This is a genomic window from Streptococcus sp. HMSC062H02 (genome assembly GCF_001813005.1).
Taxonomy (GTDB): domain Bacteria; phylum Bacillota; class Bacilli; order Lactobacillales; family Streptococcaceae; genus Streptococcus; species Streptococcus oralis_S.
This window is the reverse complement of sequence record NZ_KV811121.1, coordinates 180,238-200,163: the sequence shown is the minus strand read 5'-3', so window position 1 is coordinate 200,163 and position 19,926 is coordinate 180,238. Positions and strand designations below refer to the sequence as shown.

The following is a 19,926-nucleotide window of genomic DNA, read 5'->3' as shown; positions in this document are numbered from 1 at the left end:
CCCTCCTTATTGGATCACTGCTCCTGTTTCAAAGTCAACCAGATAGTACTGGTTTCCTGACTTAACTTCCCAAATCGGCTTATCCTGATAACGACCAAAAGTAATCTTGTCAATGTCGCTAGCTCCTTTTTCCCTCGAAATCGTCACTGCCTTGTCTTGAGAAATCCCCTTATCAAGCTGATAAACATAAATCTTGTGGTCATTCTTTTCAATCAGTACGGCAATGGCCTCTTGCTTTTTATTATGTCCCAGAACACTGTAATAGCCCTCTAGACCATTGTAGAAATCAACCTGATCTGCCTTTTCCAATTCTGCATACTGCTTGGCCAGTTTTTCTCCCTCAAGTCTAGCATCTTGATAGGGTTTCATGCTGAGTGATATCAGATAAAGGAATGAAGTCGTCATGACTAGTACTACCAGAGCAATGCCGATTCCATATTGTATAAGTAGCTTGTTTTTTGCTTTTTTCTGTCTTAGTTTCACTCGTCTATTTTACCATCTCTCCTTCTTTATTACAAGTGAAGACGGGAACATTCTAAGATTCTTTTCCTATAAAATGTAAGTTCTTGTTTTTCTCTCTCATTATTGATAAAATAGCCTTATGAAACAATATTTGAAAGAGAAAATTTCCGATAATCAATTAGACTTAAAAACAGCTATCGTCCTCAATAAAGCCATACGAACTTTTAAACCTTATGAAGCCAAAGCTGCTAAAGAACACGGGCTAACACCCACCCAATTTTCAGTTTTGGAAACCCTCTATAGCAAGGGGGAACTACGCATTCAGGATTTGATTGAAAAAATGTTAGCCACTTCTGGAAACATGACTGTCGTCATTCGAAATATGGTTCGAGATGGGTGGATTTCTAGAACTTGCGACCCCAAGGATCGTCGATCCTTTTTCCTGAAATTAACACCTGCAGGACGCAGAAAAATCGAAGAGGTTCTTCCTGACCATATCGATTCTATCGTAGAAGCACTCAGCATCTTGGAAGATGGCGAAAAGGAAGACTTAATCCGCATTTTAAAAAAATTTAAAAATTTGTGAGCAAAATTATTGCTAATTAGTATTATTTGTTGTAACATAGATGGTAACAAAAGAGTTCGCTCTTTGAATTTTAAACTAAAGGAGACACATCATGTCTAAAAAAGTATTATTTATCGTCGGTTCACTACGCCAAGGTTCTTTCAACCACCAAATGGCCCTCGAAGCTGAAAAAGCACTTGCTGGAAAAGCGGAAGTTAGCTATCTTGATTACTCAGCTGTTCCTCTCTTCAGCCAAGATTTGGAAGTTCCAACTCATCCAGCTGTAGCTGCTGCTCGTGAAGCAGTCCTTGCTGCGGATGCGATCTGGATCTTCTCTCCAGTCTACAACTTCTCTATCCCTGGAACAGTGAAAAACTTGCTTGACTGGCTCTCTCGTGCCCTTGACTTGTCTGATACACGTGGCGCTTCTGCCCTCCAAGACAAGTTTATTACTGTCTCTTCTGTAGCCAATGCCGGTCACGATCAACTCTTTGCTATTTATAAAGACCTCTTGCCATTTATCCGTACACAAGTCGTTGGTGACTTTACAGCTGCTCGTGTCAATGACTCTGCTTGGGCAGATGGAAAATTGGTGTTAGAAGAAGCAACTGCTTCATCACTTGCAAAACAAGCGGACGACCTTCTTGCAGCCATCAACTAATCCAGCAAAAACCAGCTCGAATGAGCTGGTTTTATGCTTGTTTCACAAAGACGAGTTCTAAATCACTTGATAAATCAGGTCGGTAGTCAAAGCCGGCAAAGCGGAGCTTGCGAGCTTGTTTGACTGTATGGACTTGCCCCTCTATCAAGGCGGTCAAAAAGGCGCCACGGGCTTTTTTTGAAATGGTTGAGTGGATTTTCAGCTGACCTGCCTTGTCCTCCATAAATTTGAAGGTCACCATCTTTTCTCTGATTTCCTTCGAAAATACGGTTTCAAACTCTGATGATAGGAGTGAGAATATCAAGTCCTCGTCCTGAAGTGCCTCATCATAGGCTGATTTCCAATGAGTCTTTAGGGTTTTTCTAGCCACTTTTAACTTCATCAAGAAGTCCAAACGGTGAGGAGCCATAGGCGACAAGGCTGGGACAACACCGTATAAAGCCGAGGTAATCAGGACATGATTTTCAAGATAGGTTTGTTCAGCTTCGGTTAACCCATTTCGTTTGATGTGACGATACATGAGACCATCGAAAAGTTTCAAGGCTGGATAATGTTTAGCCCTGTGATCTTTTAAAGCTTGAATATGGCCGTACTCTTCTTCTGCTTTCTCGACAGATACCTTATAAAAAGTCTCTAATTCACTGGCTGAGTAGTGCGCCAGTGAGTCAAGGACTGCCTGACTTTCTTCCCTCAAGGGGAGCGCTTCGATACAAGGATGGTTTGTGTTCATTTCTTTTGCTGTTGGGATTAAAATTTTCATATTGTTAGTGTAGCATATTTTTCAATCACGACCAAGAATTTCATCTTAAAAACCTCGGTTCATACCGAGGTTTCTTTTACTTGACTTTAAAGCTCTTGAGATAGTTATCCTTTCCAACTTGACCTTCAAAAGATTGACCATTTTCGAGGTAAGGAAGGTCGTCTGACACTGAAGCCTTGACCTTATAAATCTTGCCATCAACTTTGAAGAAGTAAACGGTATCCCCCTTGATGACAGCTGATTTAAGATCTGAAACCACTCCCTTGATGTTTTCTACCGTTTCATTATCCAACTCTAGGTCATTTTTATTGGCATATTTGCTGAGGAGTTCATCTACCGTAGCTGCTACGATGACGTTTTGGTACTCCACGGCATCGACCAATGCATATTCCTTGACCAAGCCTGCATTGTCCTTTAAGCCCATGATATAAAGAGGCTTGTCATTGAGATTAACAAGGATAGGGAAGGTAGCCTTGTAGGCCTTCTCTTGCACTGCTCCTTCTGCGGAAGCACGGGCTGATTCTTCAGTTGCTGATGCTAGATTGTACTTGGTGATTTCACCAGTGCGCATATTTTCAAGGATAAATCCTAGATTACTTTCGTCAGCATTTGCTGAAGTCACCCCTGTGTAGAGATAAATGTCATTTCCGATAGAAAGATAGTTATAGCCCTCTGTCGTTTGGGTGACGTTTTTCTTAGAAATCAAGGCATTCCAGAAACCATCTTTGTACTTGCCATTATAGTTGATTTGCTCGATGGTTTCTTCAGCTGGATAGACACGATCCACCCATTCTGGGACTTCATCCAAGCTGTATTCCTTGGTTTCTCCATTGGTAGCATCCAAGATAATAACAGATGAAGGACGAGGAACTCCTAGACCAAACTGCTTTTGATAAACGGTTGCTACATAGAAAGGATTGCCTTCATCATCCACCTCAAAGGATGGGGTTTTAAAAATCTTAGTCGGATACTTGATTCGAAGATGACGTTTGACGTCACGGTTAAAATACTCGGAGTCCGAATACTTCATCGGTGTTTTCAAATCTACTAATTCCGCATTTCCTGTCACCATATCAACCTTGATGTACTCGCCAATCCCCTTGGCTTGATTGTTGAACCATTTGATGGGATCTGCATACTCCAAGGGTGTGACTCGATAGGGTTTTCCATCAACCGTCAGCTGGGTATAAGTATCTGCTGCTACGTACTGGGAGACCTTATCCGTCAGAGAGCCTAGATAACGGTCACCAATCTTTTCTGCAGTGCTCCGATCTAGAATTGGAACCTTACTGGTATCACTCTTAGGAAAATCTTTAAAATCTTTTTCTGTGATAGACACCACATTAGCATAATTTTTTGCTTGGAAAAAGCTAGAGGTTACTAGGCTTACCAGACCAGCAAGGACAAAGATGATAGCTGCAGTCAGAAACAATCCTCTACTAAGTTTGGTAAAAAGGAATCCTTCTAGATTGAGATCTTTGGCAGCCTTGCCATGACGTAGGTGAACTGTCTTGAGGAGGTTGGTATCCTTGTGGAAACTAAACAAAATTCCCATCACCACCAGATGCCCACAAAGAAAGAAGATGAATTCCCAACTAGTAAGATTAAGTGGCGGCAAAAAGATATACCAAGTCGTTGCGATAAAAACAAGTTCAAAAAGTATGCGTTTCATCTGAGTTCCTCCTAAATAATCCGTCCTTCCAAATGATCCAGTTCATGTTGGCAGATCTGAGCTGGAAAACCTGTTAACGTAATGGTCTGTTCCTCCCACTTACTATCACGATAGGAAACCGTAATCGTTTCATAGCGAGTTGTTGGTCGCACCCCAGTCAAAGACAAACAACCTTCCTCTGTCTCGTAAGGTCCTTTATAGGAAAGGAGAATGGGGTTAAACATGACCATGGGAACCAAGCCAAGATTAAAGATAATGACACGCTTCTGCACACCAATCATATTGGCTGCCAGACCGACACAGGTCTCGCGATTAGCCAGCAGGGTATCCTGCAAATCCTTAGCCAGATAAAGGTCTTCCTGACTTGCAGGTTTCGAGACCTGCGACAAGAATAAGACATCTCGGACAATTTTCTTTTCCATTCTCTTTCACTCCTTGCTACTTTACTTTATTATAGCACAAAAGGGAGCAACTCCTAGTCCTTTCTCTCAAATGCAAAAAAAGCCATCCGAAGATGACTTTCTTTTTAAATCGCGTTCTTATCAAGACCAAGTTTACGTTGAACAAACTTAACGATTTCGACGATAAGTATCATTGAGAAGCTTCCAGCTAGAACAATACCCCATTGAGACAAGTCTAGTTTGGTTACGTGGAAGATACCTTCAAGCGGTTCTACAACGATTGTTGCCATCAAGAGGATGAAGGATACCAAGATAGACCAGTTGAAGGTCTTAGACTTGAATGGTCCGACTGTCAAGATGGATTGGTAAACAGACTTGACGTTGTAGGCATGGAAGAGCTGAATCAAACCAAGTGTTGCAAAGGCCATAGTGAGGGCATCTGCGTGAATAGCATGATTGTCACCCACGTGAACTGGGTAAGCAATCGCAAGGCCATAAACACTCATAACAATAGCTGCTTGGAGTACACCTTGATAAATGATAGAACTCAAAACACCACCTGAGAAGAAGCTTGCCTTGCGTCCACGTGGTTTATGGTTCATGACACCAGGCTCAGCAGGCTCAACACCTAGAGCGATAGCTGGGAAGGTATCTGTTACCAAGTTGATCCACAAGAGATGAACTGGCTGCAAGACGTCCCAACCAAACAAGGTTGATAAGAAGATAGTTAATACTTCAGCAGTATTGGCAGAAAGTAAGTACTGAATAGTCTTTTGAATGTTTGAGAAGACCTTACGTCCTTCTTCAACTGCGACGATAATAGTCGCAAAGTTATCATCTGCAAGAATCATGTCAGAAGCCCCCTTAGAAACCTCTGTACCAGTGATTCCCATACCGATACCGATATCGGCTGTTTTCAGAGCTGGGGCGTCATTAACACCGTCACCTGTCATAGCAACAACCTTACCTTGTTTTTGCCAAGCCTTGACGATACGAACCTTGTGTTCTGGAGACACACGGGCATAAACAGAGTATTGACCAACTACTTTTTCAAAGTCTTCATCTGACAGTTCGTTGAGCTCAGCACCAGTTAAAACGTGGCCTTCTGTATCATTTGCATCAATAATTCCCAAACGTTTGGCAATAGCTTCTGCAGTATCTTGATGGTCACCCGTAATCATGATTGGACGGATTCCAGCTTCCTTAGCCACACGAACAGCTTCTGCAGCTTCGGCACGTTCAGGGTCAATCATTCCAATCAATCCAGTAAAGATCAAGTTGTTTTCAAGCTCTTCAGAAGTCAAGTTTTCTGGAATACTATCGATAATCTTATACGCACCCGCAAGGACACGCAAGGCTTGGTGAGCCATTTCAGAGTTGTTTGTGTGAATTATGTCATTGACTTGATTATCAATCGGAGCGACATCTCCAGCTTTATCCCGAGCAACACAACGTTTCAAGAGTTGGTCAGGAGCTCCCTTGACTGCCACTAGGAATTTCCCATCTGGCAATGGATGAACCGTTGACATGAGTTTACGATCTGAGTCAAACGGCAATTCAGCTACACGAGGATATTTCTCTAAGAACCCTTTAACATCGTAACCCTTGTCCAAGGCATACTGGATGAAGGCTGTTTCCGTTGGATCCCCGATCAGGTTTCCTTCTGCATCAATCTTAGTATCGTTAGCCAAGACAACTGAACGAAGAAGAGGCATTTCAAGACCTAGTTCAATGTCATCAGCTGAATCATGTAGTACTGCATCATAGAAGACTTTTTCGACGGTCATCTTGTTCATGGTAAGCGTACCAGTCTTATCAGAAGCGATGATTTCAGTTGAACCAAGTGTTTCTACTGCTGGCAACTTACGAACGATAGAGTTTCGTTTTGCCAAAACTTGAGTACCAAGGGCAAGAACGATAGTCACGATAGCAGGAAGTCCTTCTGGGATGGCTGCAACAGCAAGCGCAACAGAGGTCATCAACTCACCAAGTGGATTTTTACCTTGAATGAAGACTCCAACTACAAAAGTAACAAGGGCAATAACCAAAATTGCATAGGTCAAGACCTTAGAAAGGTTGTTCAAGTTTTGTTTGAGTGGTGTATCCGTCTCATCCGCATCTTGGAGCATGCCAGCGATATGACCAACTTCCGTGTACATACCTGTATTGACAACAACACCAAGACCACGACCATAAGTCACGTTTGAGTTTTGGAAGGCCATATTGACACGGTCACCAATACCAGCATCTGCAGAGAGCTCGACAGTCAAGTCTTTTTCGACTGGAACAGACTCACCTGTCAGAGCTGCTTCTTCGATTTTAAGAGAATTAGCTTCTAGCAAACGTAGGTCTGCTGGCACTACATCACCTGCTTCGAGAGCTACGATATCACCTGGTACCAATTCTTTGGAATCAATCTCAGCCATGTGTCCATCACGAATAACGCGAGCAGCTGGACTAGACATAGATTTGAGGGCTTCGATGGCTTCTTCTGCTTTTCCTTCTTGGTAAACACCAAAGGCAGCGTTGATGATAACCACAGCAAGGATAATGATGGCATCTGCGATATCTTCCCCACCAGAAGTTACGACTGACAAGATAGCCGCAGCAACTAGGATGATAATCATCAAATCCTTAAATTGCTCGATAAATTTGACTAGGAGAGATTTTTTCTCACCCTCTTCCAGTTCATTGCGTCCATATTCAGCTAGGCGTTTCTGTGCTTCGCTAGACGAGAGACCTTGCTCAGTTGCTTCAACCGACTTCAAGACCTCTTCAGGACTTTGAGTATAAAACGCTTGGCGTTTTTGTTCTTTTGACATGTGTCTCCTCCTTGACATTGTGTGCAAAACAAGTTCTCTTTTAGTTTTATGACAAACAAAAAGAGACCTGTTAATCATAACAAGTCTCGCTGTTTAAGATAGTGCCGGAAAACATACTTTTCAGTATACAATTCGGAATGACGACACTATCACAGGTTTCTGCCAGCTACTCCCTTGAGTAGTACTATTATATCAAAATTTGAAAAGTTTTCAAGGGTTAAAATCAGATGAAACACTTTCTGAATCAAAAGTACGTTCACTGATAATATATCTAGGACGACGTTTTGTTTCCAGATAAATTTTTCCAACATACTCACCAATTACACCCAAACTAATCAATTGAACTCCACCAAGTAAGCTAACTATTGCATAGGTGCTCGCCCAGCCAGCCACGACTGTACCAGCAAACTTACTCCATATAACCCAAATAATCAATAGAAAACTAAAGAGTGACGTCAAAACACCAAGACTTGTAATCAACCGAATCGGTTTTATTGATAAACTTGTAATACCATCCATAGCCAAACCAAGCATTTTAGACAGTGGGTAATGGCTCTCACCAGCAATTCGTTCATGTCGCTTATACGATACGTAAGAATATTTAAAGCCAACTAAAGGCATTAAACCACGAAGAAAAAGATTGACCTCAGGGAATTTTTCTAATTCCTTCAAGAATCTTTTAGAAACCAATCGATAGTCAGCATGATTAAAAACGACTTCTGCTCCGAATAGGCGTAAAACTTTATAAAAACCTTCAGCTGTAATTCGTTTAAAAGCAGAGTCCGTATCACGGTTATCACGTACACCGTAGACAATTTCAGAACCGCTTTTATATTCTTCAATCATTTTATCCATACAATTGATATCATCTTGTCCATCGGCATCAATAGTAATGACAATATCAGCAAACTGAATGGCCTCATACATACCTGCAAGTACACTACTTTGATGACCTCTGTTACGACTTTGCGATACACCAACCACAGAAGGGATAGATTTAGCATAACTTTCTATCAGTTCCCAAGTCCGATCCTTACTACCATCGTTTACATACATAATTTTACTATGGCAGTGGATTTCTTCTTTCTTTATTAATTGTTCAATTTTTTCAACAAACATTGGATTAGTATGCGGTAAGACTTGTTCTTCGTTATAACATGGAACAACGATATATAAAATTGGCTTGTGTCTACTCATCTCTTTCTCCTAATCTTTTTATCCCAAAAGGAAAGTTGGTTCCTCTAAACATCCTGACTATCAATTCACAGCCCAAAATTGTTAATATAACTACAAAAACTGTCGTTATATATTGATTAACAAAAATTCCAGTATATTTCGTAGACAATTCTTTAACTAATTTTTCTACTAACACCAGAACTATCGGCGAATGTACTCCATAATAAATCAACGTTTTTTGGCCGATTGATTTCAAAATGGAACTCTCTGGAATTGTTTTAAAAAATATAAGAACACTCCAAATTCCTGAAATAGCTGCCAAGTAAAATAAGAAATGATTCCCAATTTGCTGATAATACAAATCAACAATTTGATAGCCACTCACTCGATAGTTTAGTTTACTGCTATAATTGGTAAGAATAAGTCCAATCGGTAAAAGGTAAATTGAAAAATACTTTTCTAATTGATGTAAATTATTCTTAGTCCATACTCCCAGCAAGATGAAAATCAGAGCAACAGGAACTAAATCAATATTCCAAATTAAATAATACTCCCTCTCATATACCTTCTGTCCGAGATAGACCAAAACCAAGAGAGATAAGATTATTATCACCCACTGGCTCAAATTCCATCTTCTCTTTAAAATAAAGTAACTGAAAACATGAGCCAAAAACATCACATTCAAAAACCATAATTGAAAATAAATATGCAAACGATCTGAAATCAGTAACTGTTTTATAAAATGAAGAATATCAAAACTCAGAACCTGATCAGGGTACATAACAAAAAGTTGAAACAGAAAAACAAAACTATTTAGCAAGAAAAAAGGAATAACTAAACTCTTTACCTTATTTAAACAATAGCCTGAGAAGGTTTCGTATTTTCTAACATTCAAAGTAAAACCAGATAAGAAAAAGAACAACGGTATGTGGAATGAATAGAGAAGCAACTTTGCATTGTTTGGAACGAAGCTACTATGTCCAATGATAACTAATATAATTGCTAAACCTTTAGACATATCTATGTAACCAATTCGGTTCTTCATACTATCCTCCTGTTCCTAATTTTAAACGATAAACGCTCATATCTGAAGTGACAGATTCAACTTCCTCAAAGTAAACATCCTTCTGATAATGTTCTTTCATAATTTTTTTAACACTATCCATATTCCCTGAGGAAGTGGACCAAAAGAAGAGAATATTCTGATTGTTGATTGCAGAAGACAACAGATTTTCAGGTTCTTCAACTCCGTATCGTTTCATTTGTTCATAATAATGAGGAGAAAAAGTTTGCCAATTTCCTAATGTAGTTGTATTTGTCACTAACTGATTGGGTCTTAATTTAAAAGTTGACAATGTAGGCTGTGAAGAAACCAAAGTGCCATATCCACCAAAAACAATAAGTTTATCCGAATTCCTCTGTACAAGATTTTGGTACTCTGAGACTACTGACGATTGAATATAGGGAAACCAATACAGTTCTTGTCCAAGCTGATTTATCCATACTGCTCCTCCTAGTATTCCCATTATTTGTAAGCTAAGGAACACCTTCCTCTTATCAAATAAACATCTTTTTTCATAAAATGATCGAGCATAAAAAATAAATACTAATAAGAAACATACTATTAGAGGGATATATACGCGCTCTACTACCCTCTGTCTAACAAAGAGAGCTCCAATTAAAAGTAAGGGGGAAATCGGTACAAACCATCCGTATAGCTTCTTAGGCTTAAAAATCAAGAACCAACTAATCAGTACTAAAGAGAAGGTTGTCAGTATACTATTCTTAAAAAAATCTGATATCATCTGAGGCAGATTAAACGAGTATTTCTCTGAGAGGGAGCGAACAGATTGAATGTTTGTTAAAAGAGTATTGCTTAAGGCTTTTTTTTCAGCAAATAACCAGTAGGTGGAGACATTCAAATCATTCTCACTTACTCCCAAAGCTTCAAATTCATTCGCATGTCTTTGATAATCAATAGCAGGATAATCTCTCAAATTCGTACTTAGGGCATTCCATGTCAAATACTCCTGTACGTCAGCTTTCCCTAGTGTATATAGTTTATTGGAAGCAAAAATCAGTAAAATGACGCTAAATAATAAAACAACTTCTTTTCTTTTTTTAGAAGATATCCACTCAAAGAGCAGAAAAGGGAATAACAGTAAAATAAAGCTTGATATAATTTGAGGTCGAATGGATAAACCAATGAACAATAGTGATAGTCCTGAAATGTACCTTTTGTCAAATAGTAAAAAAGTTGCTGCTGTAGCTGATAAATATGCGATAACGGAAAAAGAAAAATATTTAATAAGTATCAATTGGGCTAAAAACACAATTGGAAGCAAAAGATACAGTTTTTTCTTATAAAAAAAGATAGCATAGACACCAAAACTAATACAATAAATACTAACTAAAAAGATAAAAAAAATATTCCAATCAGTAAAAATTTTTTGAAGAAAGACCAACCCTGTAGATAATAAAATTCCTACATAGGGTAATAGCATATTATCCCCAGATAATATAGTTTGATTCACCATGATATCATCTACTACAGGATATTCAAAACCTCTCATCGATATATAGAGATAAAAAAATAAAAATGGCAAAAATAAAAAACTTAAGCTAAGTAGCCTACTGACCATATTTTTATTTATCATTACAAGCTCTCTTTCGAATAAATATTACTCTTCAATTCTACCACATTTCCTTATAAAAAACTAGCTTACCTCCAATCTTGTAAGCCTATATCGTTTGAATTTTCCTTTGAAAACCAGTATAATGTAAGAATACTATATGCCTAGAAAGGAAGTCCGATGAACCAATCCATGTCAAATCTCAAATTGGCAGAGCGCGGAGCCATTATCAGCATTTCGACCTACCTCCTCTTGTCTGCTGCAAAATTGGCAACTGGCCACCTCCTGCATTCTTCCAGTTTGGTGGCAGATGGTTTCAACAACGTATCGGACATCATTGGAAACGTTGCTCTCTTGATTGGGATTCGGATGGCCCGCCAACCTGCAGACCGTGACCATCGCTTTGGTCACTGGAAGATTGAAGATTTGGCTAGCTTGATTACTTCCATCATCATGTTCTATGTTGGTTTTGATGTGCTTCGGGACACCATTCAGAAAATCCTTAGTCGGGAACAAACACCTATTGATCCTTTGGGAGCGATTCTAGGAATCATTTCAGCAGCGGTCATGTTTGCTGTTTATCTCTATAACACACGCCTCAGTAAGAAATCCAAATCCAAGGCTCTCAAGGCAGCTGCTAAGGACAATCTTTCCGATGCTGTCACCTCGCTTGGGACGACCATTGCTATCCTAGCCAGCAGTTTCAATTACCCTATCGTGGATAAATTGGTCGCTATCATCATCACCTTCTTTATCTTAAAAACAGCCTATGATATCTTTATCGAGTCTTCCTTCAGTCTTTCAGATGGTTTTGATGACCGTCTGCTAGAGGACTACCAAAAGGCCATCATGGAGATTCCAAAGATTAGTAAGGTCAAGTCCCAAAGAGGGCGTACCTACGGTAGCAATATCTACCTTGATATCACCTTAGAAATGAATCCCGACTTATCAGTCTATGAGAGTCACGAAATTGCGGACCAGGTCGAATCCATGCTGGAAGAGCGTTTTGGAGTCTTTGATACCGATGTCCATATCGAGCCAGCTCCCATACCTGAGGACGAGATTTTAGACAATGTCTATAAAAAACTGCTCATGCGTGAGCAATTGATTGACCAAGGAAATCAGCTAGAAGAACTCCTTGCTGAGGACTTTCTCTATATCCGTCAAGATGGAGAGCAGATGGATAAAGTCGCTTATCAAGCCGAAAAAGAACTTAAAGCTGCTATTAAGGATATTCAAATCACTTCCATTAGTCAGAAAACCAAGCTCATTTGCTATGAGCTAGATGGCATCGTCCATACCAGTATCTGGCGTCGCCATGAGACTTGGCAAAATACTTTCCACCAGGAAACTAAAAAAGAAGACAAACAGTGACCCTATCCAGTGGATAGGGCCTTTTTGATTATTCTACTTTAAGCAAAGACAGACTATGACGGTTTGGAAGATTTGCTTTTCGAAGCTTGTTTTGCCTCTTTTCTTGCTTGACGATTTTGTTCGATACGCCATTCTCTTTCATAGTACTTCATGATCTCATAGACCCTTTCAGGAAAATCTACATCTAGTAGAATGATAGGGATGATCAAATCTGCTGACGGATGAAAAGGGAAACACCTTCTCTTCAGTAGAGCTAGAAGTGATTGGGATTTCACATTTTCCTTGTTTTTAAAATAAACTTCAATCCGATAGGAATTCCTATACTTTCCTCCAATCCGAGAGAAGGAAAATTCCTCTACATCTGCCCAAGCATAGAAATGACTGGGTTTCTTTGGATTCGGTTTGTAGTAAAACCCCTCAACTGTGCATCTCAAATACTCCTTATCCAAGCTTAACAGTCTGTATGTCTGATAAATGACTACTCCAGCACAAAAGAGGACAACTAGCATAAACAAAAGACTTATCGCATGAAGTTTGCTCCCCTTTTCCGAATACGAATAGAGATAAGATAGAGGTAACAAGACGAAAAGACCGAACAAGGTATTCCAAATGATTTTCTTGGGACTACGTTTAATGATTTTTTCTTCCATCATGCCAACTCACTTAGGTATTCATAACGTTCGTATTTTTCAAGAAGTGCTTCGTTTTTCTCGTCTAGCTCTTTCTGAAGCGTCGCCAATTTGCCAAAGTCAGAGCCATTTGCCTGCATTTCTTCTTCAATAGCAGCGATACGATTTTCCAAGGCTTCAATATCGCCTTCAATGCTTGCCCACTCCTGCTTTTCTTGGTAGGTCATGCGTTTCTTGTCTTCACGGACCTTGACCACTTTCTCCTTTTCGGCCTTTTGCACTTGATTGGCCATCTCTGTTTCAAAGGCTTTTTCATCAAGATAGTCGGTGTAATGGCCAAAGAAGGGAAGAATCTTGCCATCCTCAAAAGCGAGAATCTTGGTCGCTACCTTATCCAAGAAATAACGATCGTGGCTAACTGTCAAGACAGGACCTGCAAAGCCCCGCAAGAAATTTTCCAAGACTGTCAAAGTCGCAATATCTAGGTCATTGGTCGGCTCGTCCAAAAGAAGAACATTGGGTTTTTCCAAGAGCAGTTTGAGGAGATAAAGACGCTTTTTCTCTCCACCAGACAATTTCTCAATCAAGGTTCCATGCGTCGAACGTGGGAAGAGGAACTGCTCTAGCAACTCTGCAATGGAAGTCGTAGAACCACCACTGGTCTTAACCTCTTCTGCTACTTCCTGCAGGTAATTGATAACGCGCTTGCTTTCATCTAAACCTTCAATTTGTTGAGAGAAATAGGCAATGCGAACCGTCTCACCGATGATAACTTGACCTTTAGTCGGCTCAAGACTTCCTGCGATGAGGTTTAGAAGAGTTGACTTCCCGACACCATTATCCCCAACGATTCCGATACGGTCTTTAGCTTGCACTAAGAGATTAAAATCTTGCAAAATGGGCTTGTTCTCATAAGCAAAGGAAACATTCTGAAACTCGATGACTTTTTTCCCAATCCGACTTGTTTCAAAGTTCATGGTCAAGTCTGTTTCAGCAACGCCACCTGAAACTTCTTTTTTCAAATCGTAGAAACGATTGATACGGGCCTGTTGCTTGGTCGCACGGGCCTGTGGTTGTCTACGCATCCAGGCTAATTCTTGCTTATAAAGTTGTTCCTTTTTGTGGAGAAGTGCTGCATCACGCTCATCTTGTTCAGCCTTGAGGCGAACATAGTCCTGATAATTTCCCTGATACTCGGTCAAGCCTGCTCGGTCCAACTCGAAAATCCGCGTTGATAGTGCATCTAGGAAATAACGATCGTGGGTGATAAAGAGAACTGTCTTCTTAGAATTCTTCAAAAAAAGAGTCAGCCACTCAATGGTCGCAATGTCCAGGTGGTTGGTCGGCTCGTCCAGAAGCAAGAGGTCGTGGTTTCCTAGGAGAACTTGCGCCAACTGGACCCGTCTTCTGAGACCGCCTGACAATTCACCAACTGGAGTCGACAAGTCCTGAATACCTAGCTTACTGAGGACCGTCTTGACCTGGCTTTCAATTTCCCAGGCTTGGAGAGAATCCATCTCTGCCATGACCCGTTCCAAACGAGCCTGCTTGTCCTCACTGTAATTGAGCATGATTAACTCATACTCACGAATCAACTGGATTTCCTTGAGGTCGCTAGAGAGAACCGTATCCAAGACCGTCTTGCTATCATCAAAATCAGGATCCTGTGTCAAGTAGCCAATCTTATAGTCATTCTTAGCAGAAAAAGGACTGACATCCCCATCAAAGCCAGAAACGCCAGAAAGGACGTCTAAAAGGGTGGTCTTACCCGTCCCATTGACACCTATTAGACCGATTCTATCCAAGTCATGGATGATAAAGGAAATATCCTTAAAAACGGTCTTGTCACCAACGGATTTGCTTAGTTTTTCAACGATAAAATCACTCATTTTTTCTCCCTCAGGTAAGCATGGATAGCTTGACGATCATTTTCCAACTCTCCATCGACAATGGCAAACTCAATCTCTGTTAAAATCTCTCCCAAGTCTGGTCCTGGCTGGTAACCATATTCCTTAATCAAAATTCCACCGTTAATCTGAATTTCTTTCTTGTCATGAATGGTCAAACTATGGTAAGTTTCTTTGATGGTTTGTGGGTTGACTTCTTTCCCTTGGGCCTGACGAAGACTTTCAGCTTGTAGAAGGGAATGCAAGTCAAATCGGTAACAATCGCGCTTGCTCAGCTCACCTTCTTCTCGCAAAGCCAAAATAGTCAGCAAATCCTGAACCTGCTTAGCAAACTGGCGTGAGGTTTTCCAAGCTTTCAAAAATGGCTGTGCATCTTTAATCTCCAAAGCCCACAAGAGAGCTGCCCAGGCTTGTTCGGAAGACTCAAAAGTGAAATCATTCTCCAAATCAAACAGTCTGTTGAGCTTGTCCTGGCTTCCTGCCATATCTGGAAGATAGTCATAAGCTTGACTTTCAATCATGGAAGACAGACCCACTCGCCAAAAAGGTGCCAGCAAGAGTTTATCAAACTCAACGAAGGTGCGCTCTACAGAAATTTTCTCCAAGAGTGGCGTCAAAGCCCTCATCGCCTCAAAAGTTTCTGGCTCAAGTTCAAAACCAAGACTGGCCTGAAAACGAAAACCACGCATTATGCGCAGAGCATCTTCATTGAAACGCTCACTAGCCACCCCAACCGCTCGCAAGACTTGGTTTTCCAAATCTTCTAAACCATGGAACAAGTCAATGATTTCGCCTGTCTCATCCAAGGCGAAGGCATTGACTGTGAAATCACGGCGCTTGAGGTCTTCTTCTAGCGAACGCACAAAGGAAACCGCGCTGGGCCTGCGATAGTCCACATAGACATCCTCGGTCCGAAAGGTGGTTACCTCATACTCTTCATCCCCATCTAAAACCAAGACGGTTCCGTGCTCGATTCCAATATCGGCTGTTCGCGGAAAAATCTGCTTTGTCTCCTCTGGATAGGATGATGTCGCGATATCCACATCGTGGATGGGACGATTGAGGAGGGCATCTCGAACAGAGCCTCCAACAAAATAGGCTTCAAAGCCTGCTTCTTTAATTTTTTCTAATACTGGTAAAGCCTTCTGAAATTCAGAAGGCATTTGCGTTAATCTCATAATAAGTGTTCTAATCCATAGACAAGCTCATGACGCTTGACAACTTCTTTGATTCCCAAATTGACTCCTGTCATGAAGGAGCTGCGATCATAGGAGTCATGACGAAGGATCAATCCTTCTCCCTGATTGCCAAAGATAACTTCTTGATGAGCTACTAAGCCTGGCAAACGAACTGAGTGGATCCGCATGCCATCAAAATCAGCACCACGGGCACCAGCAATCAATTCTTCCTCATCAGGCGCACCTTGTTGGATAGACTCTCGCACTTCCGCCATCAACTCAGCCGTTTTAATGGCTGTTCCGCTCGGAGCATCTTTTTTCTTGTCATGGTGGAGTTCAATAATCTCCACATTTGGGAAATATTTAGCTGCTTGTGCTGCAAATTGCATAAGCAAGACAGCACCCAAGGCAAAGTTTGGAGCAATCAAGCCACCCAAATCTTGTTCACGGGAAAATGCTTTTAGTTCTGCAATTTCGTCACTAGTGAATCCAGTTGTTCCTACGACAGGAGCAAAGCCATTTTCAAGGGCAAAACGCGTATTTTCGTAAGCAACGGCTGGTGTCGTAAAATCCACCCAGACATCCGCTTCAAAACCAGCCAAGTCAGCCTTATCATTAAAGACAGGAATCCCCTGCCACTCTGACTCAGACTCAAAAGGATCCAAAACTGCGACCAAGTCCAAGTCTGGATCAGCCAAGACCATCTGACAAGCAGCTTGGCCCATTTTTCCCTTAAAACCGGCAATAATTACTCGAATACTCATCTCTACTCCTGTCTAAGATACAAAGCCTGTAAGAACACAAAGTGAAAATAGGAGTTCTGATCAAGGAGTGTCTACTCCTTGGAAGAACTATATTTTTCACACAGGGTTCTAGGCGTGTTCAATTATCAAGATACAAAGGACGTTAGCTGCCCATGAAAAATAGGGAATGGCGCTGACTTTCCATGAAAGGCAAGACAGACATCTTTTTTCAAGAGGCAGGTAGGCCGTGTTCAATTGCTAAGATACAAAGCCTGTAAGAACAATTTAGACGATTGGTGTATAGCTCAAGGCGATACTACCTTCTCCAAGGTGGGTCCCAATAACACTACCAAAGGTTTCAATTGGAATTTCAGCAGTCACACCACTCTCCATCAAAAGCTGACGTAAATCCGCTGCCTTTTGAGGAGCGTTCCCATGAATGACTGTTATACGGTAGTCCCCATCTTTTGTCAACTCCTTGATGATTTCCACCAAACGTTTGATTGCTTTCTTTTCTGTACGAACTTTTTCGTAAACTTCAATCACTCCTTGGTCATTAAAGTAAAGAATAGGCTTGATACTGAGGAGATTCCCTAAGATGGCTGCCCCATTTGACAAACGTCCTCCCTTAACCAAGTGATCGAGGTCATCTACTATGATAAAGGCTGAATTATCAGCAATTTGAAGAGCTAATTTCTCCTGAATCTGAGCAAAATCATCGCCTTGTTCTGCCCATTCAAAGGCACTCTCCACCATAAATCCTAGAGGGGAACTTGTGATATGGGTATCTGGAAAGGCAATGGTCAAGCCATCATACTCATCCAACATGTATTGGATGTTCTGATAAAAGCCTGAAATTCCAGACGAAAGAAAGAGTCCCAAGACATGAGTATAGCCTTCATCTTTCAAGGAATTTAGAATCTCATCCAATTTGGCAATACTCGGTTGACTAGTTTTAGGCAATTCTGCAGACTGAGCCATTTTTTGATAAAATTCCTCAGCAGTCAGATTGACACCTTCGACATACTCCTCCCCATCAATATTAACAGGAATATCCAGGATAAAAAGATTCTCTCTTTGCAGCGTCTTCTCCTCTAAATAGGCTGAAGAATCTGTAATGACAGCTAATTTCATGACTAAAACTCCAAATTGATCCCTGGAAGATCCAAGGCGATTTCTGTTACTTCATACGTCAAACGATTGAGCATGTTCAAACATGGACGTGCCAGAGTTTCGACTTCTTCTTGGTTAAATTCGCTTGGTTCGTTAACAATGCGACCTTCCACATGGTTCACTTGGGAAATCGTTCCACTGATGACAAATTTGTCAAAGACAATCATGAAACTCAAGATAACGACTAAAGAAGTCACTTGGTTTTCTTGGTCATGTTGGAGTAACTGAAAGTTCACGTCTACCTTGGTTTCAGGAGCTCCATTTTCATTTTCCCATTCAAAGTTACGAGCATCAAAGTGATACTGACTAACAAATTCTTGTTCTCGTTTAAGATTCATTTTTCTCTCCCATTGCTACAATTTACTATGCAATTGTACCACATTTTTATCATTTCATCTAGTTTTCTAGGCTTTAGTCAATTCCGATTTCATCTTTAACAACAGCACCAATCGTATCTACGTAGTAGTTAACTTCTTCTGTCGTAGGGGCTTCTGCCATGACGCGCAAGAGAGGCTCGGTACCACTTGGGCGGACAAGGATACGACCGTTCCCTGCCATTTCTTCTTCCATCTTTTCGATGATTGTCTTGATGGCTGGTACTTCCATGGCTTTCTCTTTCATAGCATTTTCCACTCGGATATTGACCAGTTTTTGTGGGTAAATCGTCACTTCTGATGCTAGTTGAGACAAGCTCTTGCCTGTTTCTTTCATGATTTTAGTCAATTGAACAGCTGATAATTGACCATCACCAGTAGTGTTGTAATCCATTAAGATAACGTGACCAGACTGTTCACCACCAAGGTTGTAGCCTGATTTTCTCATTTCTTCAACGACATAGCGGTCACCAACAGCAGTCACTGCCTTGTTAATACCAGCACTCTCCAAGGCCTTATGGAAGCCAAGGTTAGACATAACCGTTGTCACGATGGTGTTTTGAGCCAACTGGCCTTTTTCAGAAAGGTATTTCCCGATGATATACATGATCTTATCACCATCGACGATCTCGCCATTTTCATCAACAGCAATCAAACGGTCACTATCTCCGTCAAAGGCCAAACCAATAGCTGACTGACTTTCTTTGACCACTTCTTGAAGAGCTTCTGGATGTGTAGAACCCACATTCAAGTTGATGTTAAGACCATCTGGTGTCTCCCCAATAACAGTTATTTGAGCCCCAAGGTCTGCAAAGATTTGACGGGCACTTGTAGATGCTGCACCGTTGGCTGTATCCAAGGCCACTTTCATTCCTTCAAGAGGCGTTCCAGTTGAAACAAGGTAGCCTTCATACTTACGTAAACCTTCTGGATAGTCCACTAAGGTTCCCAAGCCTTCGGCGCTTGGACGAGGAAGAGTGTCTTCAGTAGCATCTAGCAAAGCTTCGATTTCTGCTTCTTTTTCATCATCAAGTTTGAAGCCATCCCCACCAAAGAATTTAATTCCATTATCAAGGGCTGGGTTGTGGCTGGCAGAAATCATAACACCTGCACTGGCTCCCTCAGTTTTGACCAAGTAAGCTACTGCTGGTGTTGCAAGGACACCAAGTTTGTAGACGTGAATCCCTACAGAGAGAAGACCTGCCACCAAGGCTGATTCTAACATTTCTCCTGAGATACGTGTATCACGTCCTACAAAGACTTTAGGGGCTTCTGTTTCGTGTTGACTGAGGACATATCCACCAAAACGGCCTAGTTTAAAAGCCAATTCTGGTGTCAGTTCTACGTTTGCTTCTCCACGGACTCCATCGGTCCCAAAATATTTACCCATTTTGTT

The 19,926-nt window shown here is 41.0% G+C and carries 18 protein-coding genes; 3 read left to right on the top strand and 15 right to left on the bottom strand.

The genetic code is table 11. The annotated features are described in order from the left end of the window. Positions 1 to 6: 6 nt before the first annotated feature. The gene (locus HMPREF2885_RS05750; RefSeq protein WP_000776849.1) at positions 7 to 483 is read right to left on the bottom strand and encodes a cell wall elongation regulator TseB-like domain-containing protein; all 477 of its coding nucleotides are present in this window, start codon (positions 481 to 483) and stop codon (positions 7 to 9) included. Positions 484 to 601: 118 nt separating this feature from the next. Here HMPREF2885_RS05750 and HMPREF2885_RS05745 point away from each other — a divergent pair, with 118 nt between their 5' ends. Continuing rightward, positions 602 to 1,048 carry a MarR family winged helix-turn-helix transcriptional regulator gene (locus HMPREF2885_RS05745; RefSeq protein ID WP_000816318.1) on the top strand — a complete coding sequence of 149 codons (447 nt, stop codon included), beginning with the start codon at positions 602 to 604 and terminating at the stop codon, positions 1,046 to 1,048. Between the two features lie 91 nt (positions 1,049 to 1,139). After that, complete coding sequence (locus tag HMPREF2885_RS05740; protein ID WP_049478798.1) at positions 1,140 to 1,688, top strand: NADPH-dependent FMN reductase; 549 nt, start codon at positions 1,140 to 1,142, stop codon at positions 1,686 to 1,688. Positions 1,689 to 1,719: 31 nt separating this feature from the next. Here the strand turns inward: HMPREF2885_RS05740 and yaaA are convergent, their stop codons facing one another. The 7 genes from yaaA to HMPREF2885_RS05705 form a co-directional block, all read right to left on the bottom strand. Then, the gene (gene yaaA / locus HMPREF2885_RS05735) at positions 1,720 to 2,448 is read right to left on the bottom strand and encodes a peroxide stress protein YaaA (RefSeq protein ID WP_070657434.1); all 729 of its coding nucleotides are present in this window, start codon (positions 2,446 to 2,448) and stop codon (positions 1,720 to 1,722) included. A gap of 76 nt (positions 2,449 to 2,524) precedes the next feature. After that, positions 2,525 to 4,120, bottom strand: a complete 1,596-nt coding sequence (locus HMPREF2885_RS05730) for a hypothetical protein (RefSeq protein ID WP_070657433.1) — start codon at positions 4,118 to 4,120, stop codon at positions 2,525 to 2,527. An 11-nt stretch (positions 4,121 to 4,131) separates the two neighbouring features. Then, positions 4,132 to 4,542, bottom strand: coding sequence for a peptide deformylase (locus HMPREF2885_RS05725; RefSeq protein WP_000412252.1), 411 nt, complete (start codon positions 4,540 to 4,542; stop codon positions 4,132 to 4,134). Between the two features lie 104 nt (positions 4,543 to 4,646). Continuing rightward, positions 4,647 to 7,343, bottom strand: coding sequence for a cation-translocating P-type ATPase (locus HMPREF2885_RS05720; RefSeq protein WP_070657431.1), 2,697 nt, complete (start codon positions 7,341 to 7,343; stop codon positions 4,647 to 4,649). Between the two features lie 210 nt (positions 7,344 to 7,553). Next, positions 7,554 to 8,540 carry a glycosyltransferase family 2 protein gene (locus tag HMPREF2885_RS05715; protein ID WP_049500638.1) on the bottom strand — a complete coding sequence of 329 codons (987 nt, stop codon included), beginning with the start codon at positions 8,538 to 8,540 and terminating at the stop codon, positions 7,554 to 7,556. Further along, complete coding sequence (locus HMPREF2885_RS05710; protein ID WP_049500641.1) at positions 8,533 to 9,564, bottom strand: acyltransferase family protein; 1,032 nt, start codon at positions 9,562 to 9,564, stop codon at positions 8,533 to 8,535. Before HMPREF2885_RS05710 ends, HMPREF2885_RS05715 begins: the two co-directional genes overlap by 8 nt. Before the next feature lies 1 nt (position 9,565). Next, positions 9,566 to 11,176, bottom strand: a complete 1,611-nt coding sequence (locus tag HMPREF2885_RS05705) for a hypothetical protein (RefSeq protein WP_049500643.1) — start codon at positions 11,174 to 11,176, stop codon at positions 9,566 to 9,568. Positions 11,177 to 11,332: 156 nt separating this feature from the next. Here HMPREF2885_RS05705 and HMPREF2885_RS05700 point away from each other — a divergent pair, with 156 nt between their 5' ends. After that, the gene (locus HMPREF2885_RS05700) at positions 11,333 to 12,526 is read left to right on the top strand and encodes a cation diffusion facilitator family transporter (protein ID WP_049500645.1); all 1,194 of its coding nucleotides are present in this window, start codon (positions 11,333 to 11,335) and stop codon (positions 12,524 to 12,526) included. A gap of 53 nt (positions 12,527 to 12,579) precedes the next feature. Here HMPREF2885_RS05700 and HMPREF2885_RS05695 read toward each other — a convergent pair whose 3' ends face one another. The 7 genes from HMPREF2885_RS05695 to glmM all read right to left on the bottom strand — a co-directional run bounded on the left by HMPREF2885_RS05695 (position 12,580) and on the right by glmM (position 19,920). After that, complete coding sequence (locus HMPREF2885_RS05695; RefSeq protein WP_065371310.1) at positions 12,580 to 13,179, bottom strand: hypothetical protein; 600 nt, start codon at positions 13,177 to 13,179, stop codon at positions 12,580 to 12,582. Further along, on the bottom strand, positions 13,176 to 15,044 hold the full coding sequence (locus HMPREF2885_RS05690; protein ID WP_049500648.1) for an ABC-F family ATP-binding cassette domain-containing protein: 1,869 nt from the start codon (positions 15,042 to 15,044) through the stop codon (positions 13,176 to 13,178). Before HMPREF2885_RS05690 ends, HMPREF2885_RS05695 begins: the two co-directional genes overlap by 4 nt. Then, positions 15,041 to 16,240: a CCA tRNA nucleotidyltransferase gene (locus HMPREF2885_RS05685; RefSeq protein ID WP_070800035.1), complete on the bottom strand. Its 1,200-nt coding sequence runs from the start codon at positions 16,238 to 16,240 to the stop codon at positions 15,041 to 15,043. The genes HMPREF2885_RS05690 and HMPREF2885_RS05685 overlap by 4 nt, the downstream gene beginning before the upstream one ends. After that, positions 16,237 to 17,004 (bottom strand): 4-hydroxy-tetrahydrodipicolinate reductase, encoded by a 768-nt coding sequence (gene dapB, locus HMPREF2885_RS05680; RefSeq protein WP_033630048.1) that lies wholly within the window; start codon positions 17,002 to 17,004, stop codon positions 16,237 to 16,239. Before dapB ends, HMPREF2885_RS05685 begins: the two co-directional genes overlap by 4 nt. A gap of 264 nt (positions 17,005 to 17,268) precedes the next feature. Beyond that, positions 17,269 to 18,117 (bottom strand): DegV family protein, encoded by an 849-nt coding sequence (locus HMPREF2885_RS05675; protein WP_049478491.1) that lies wholly within the window; start codon positions 18,115 to 18,117, stop codon positions 17,269 to 17,271. A gap of 2 nt (positions 18,118 to 18,119) precedes the next feature. Then, a complete protein-coding gene (locus HMPREF2885_RS05670) occupies positions 18,120 to 18,494 on the bottom strand; it encodes a DUF1149 family protein (RefSeq protein ID WP_001050092.1) in 375 nt (124 codons plus the stop codon). A gap of 73 nt (positions 18,495 to 18,567) precedes the next feature. Then, positions 18,568 to 19,920: a phosphoglucosamine mutase gene (glmM, locus tag HMPREF2885_RS05665; protein ID WP_070657464.1), complete on the bottom strand. Its 1,353-nt coding sequence runs from the start codon at positions 19,918 to 19,920 to the stop codon at positions 18,568 to 18,570. Between the last annotated feature and the right edge of the window lie 6 nt (positions 19,921 to 19,926).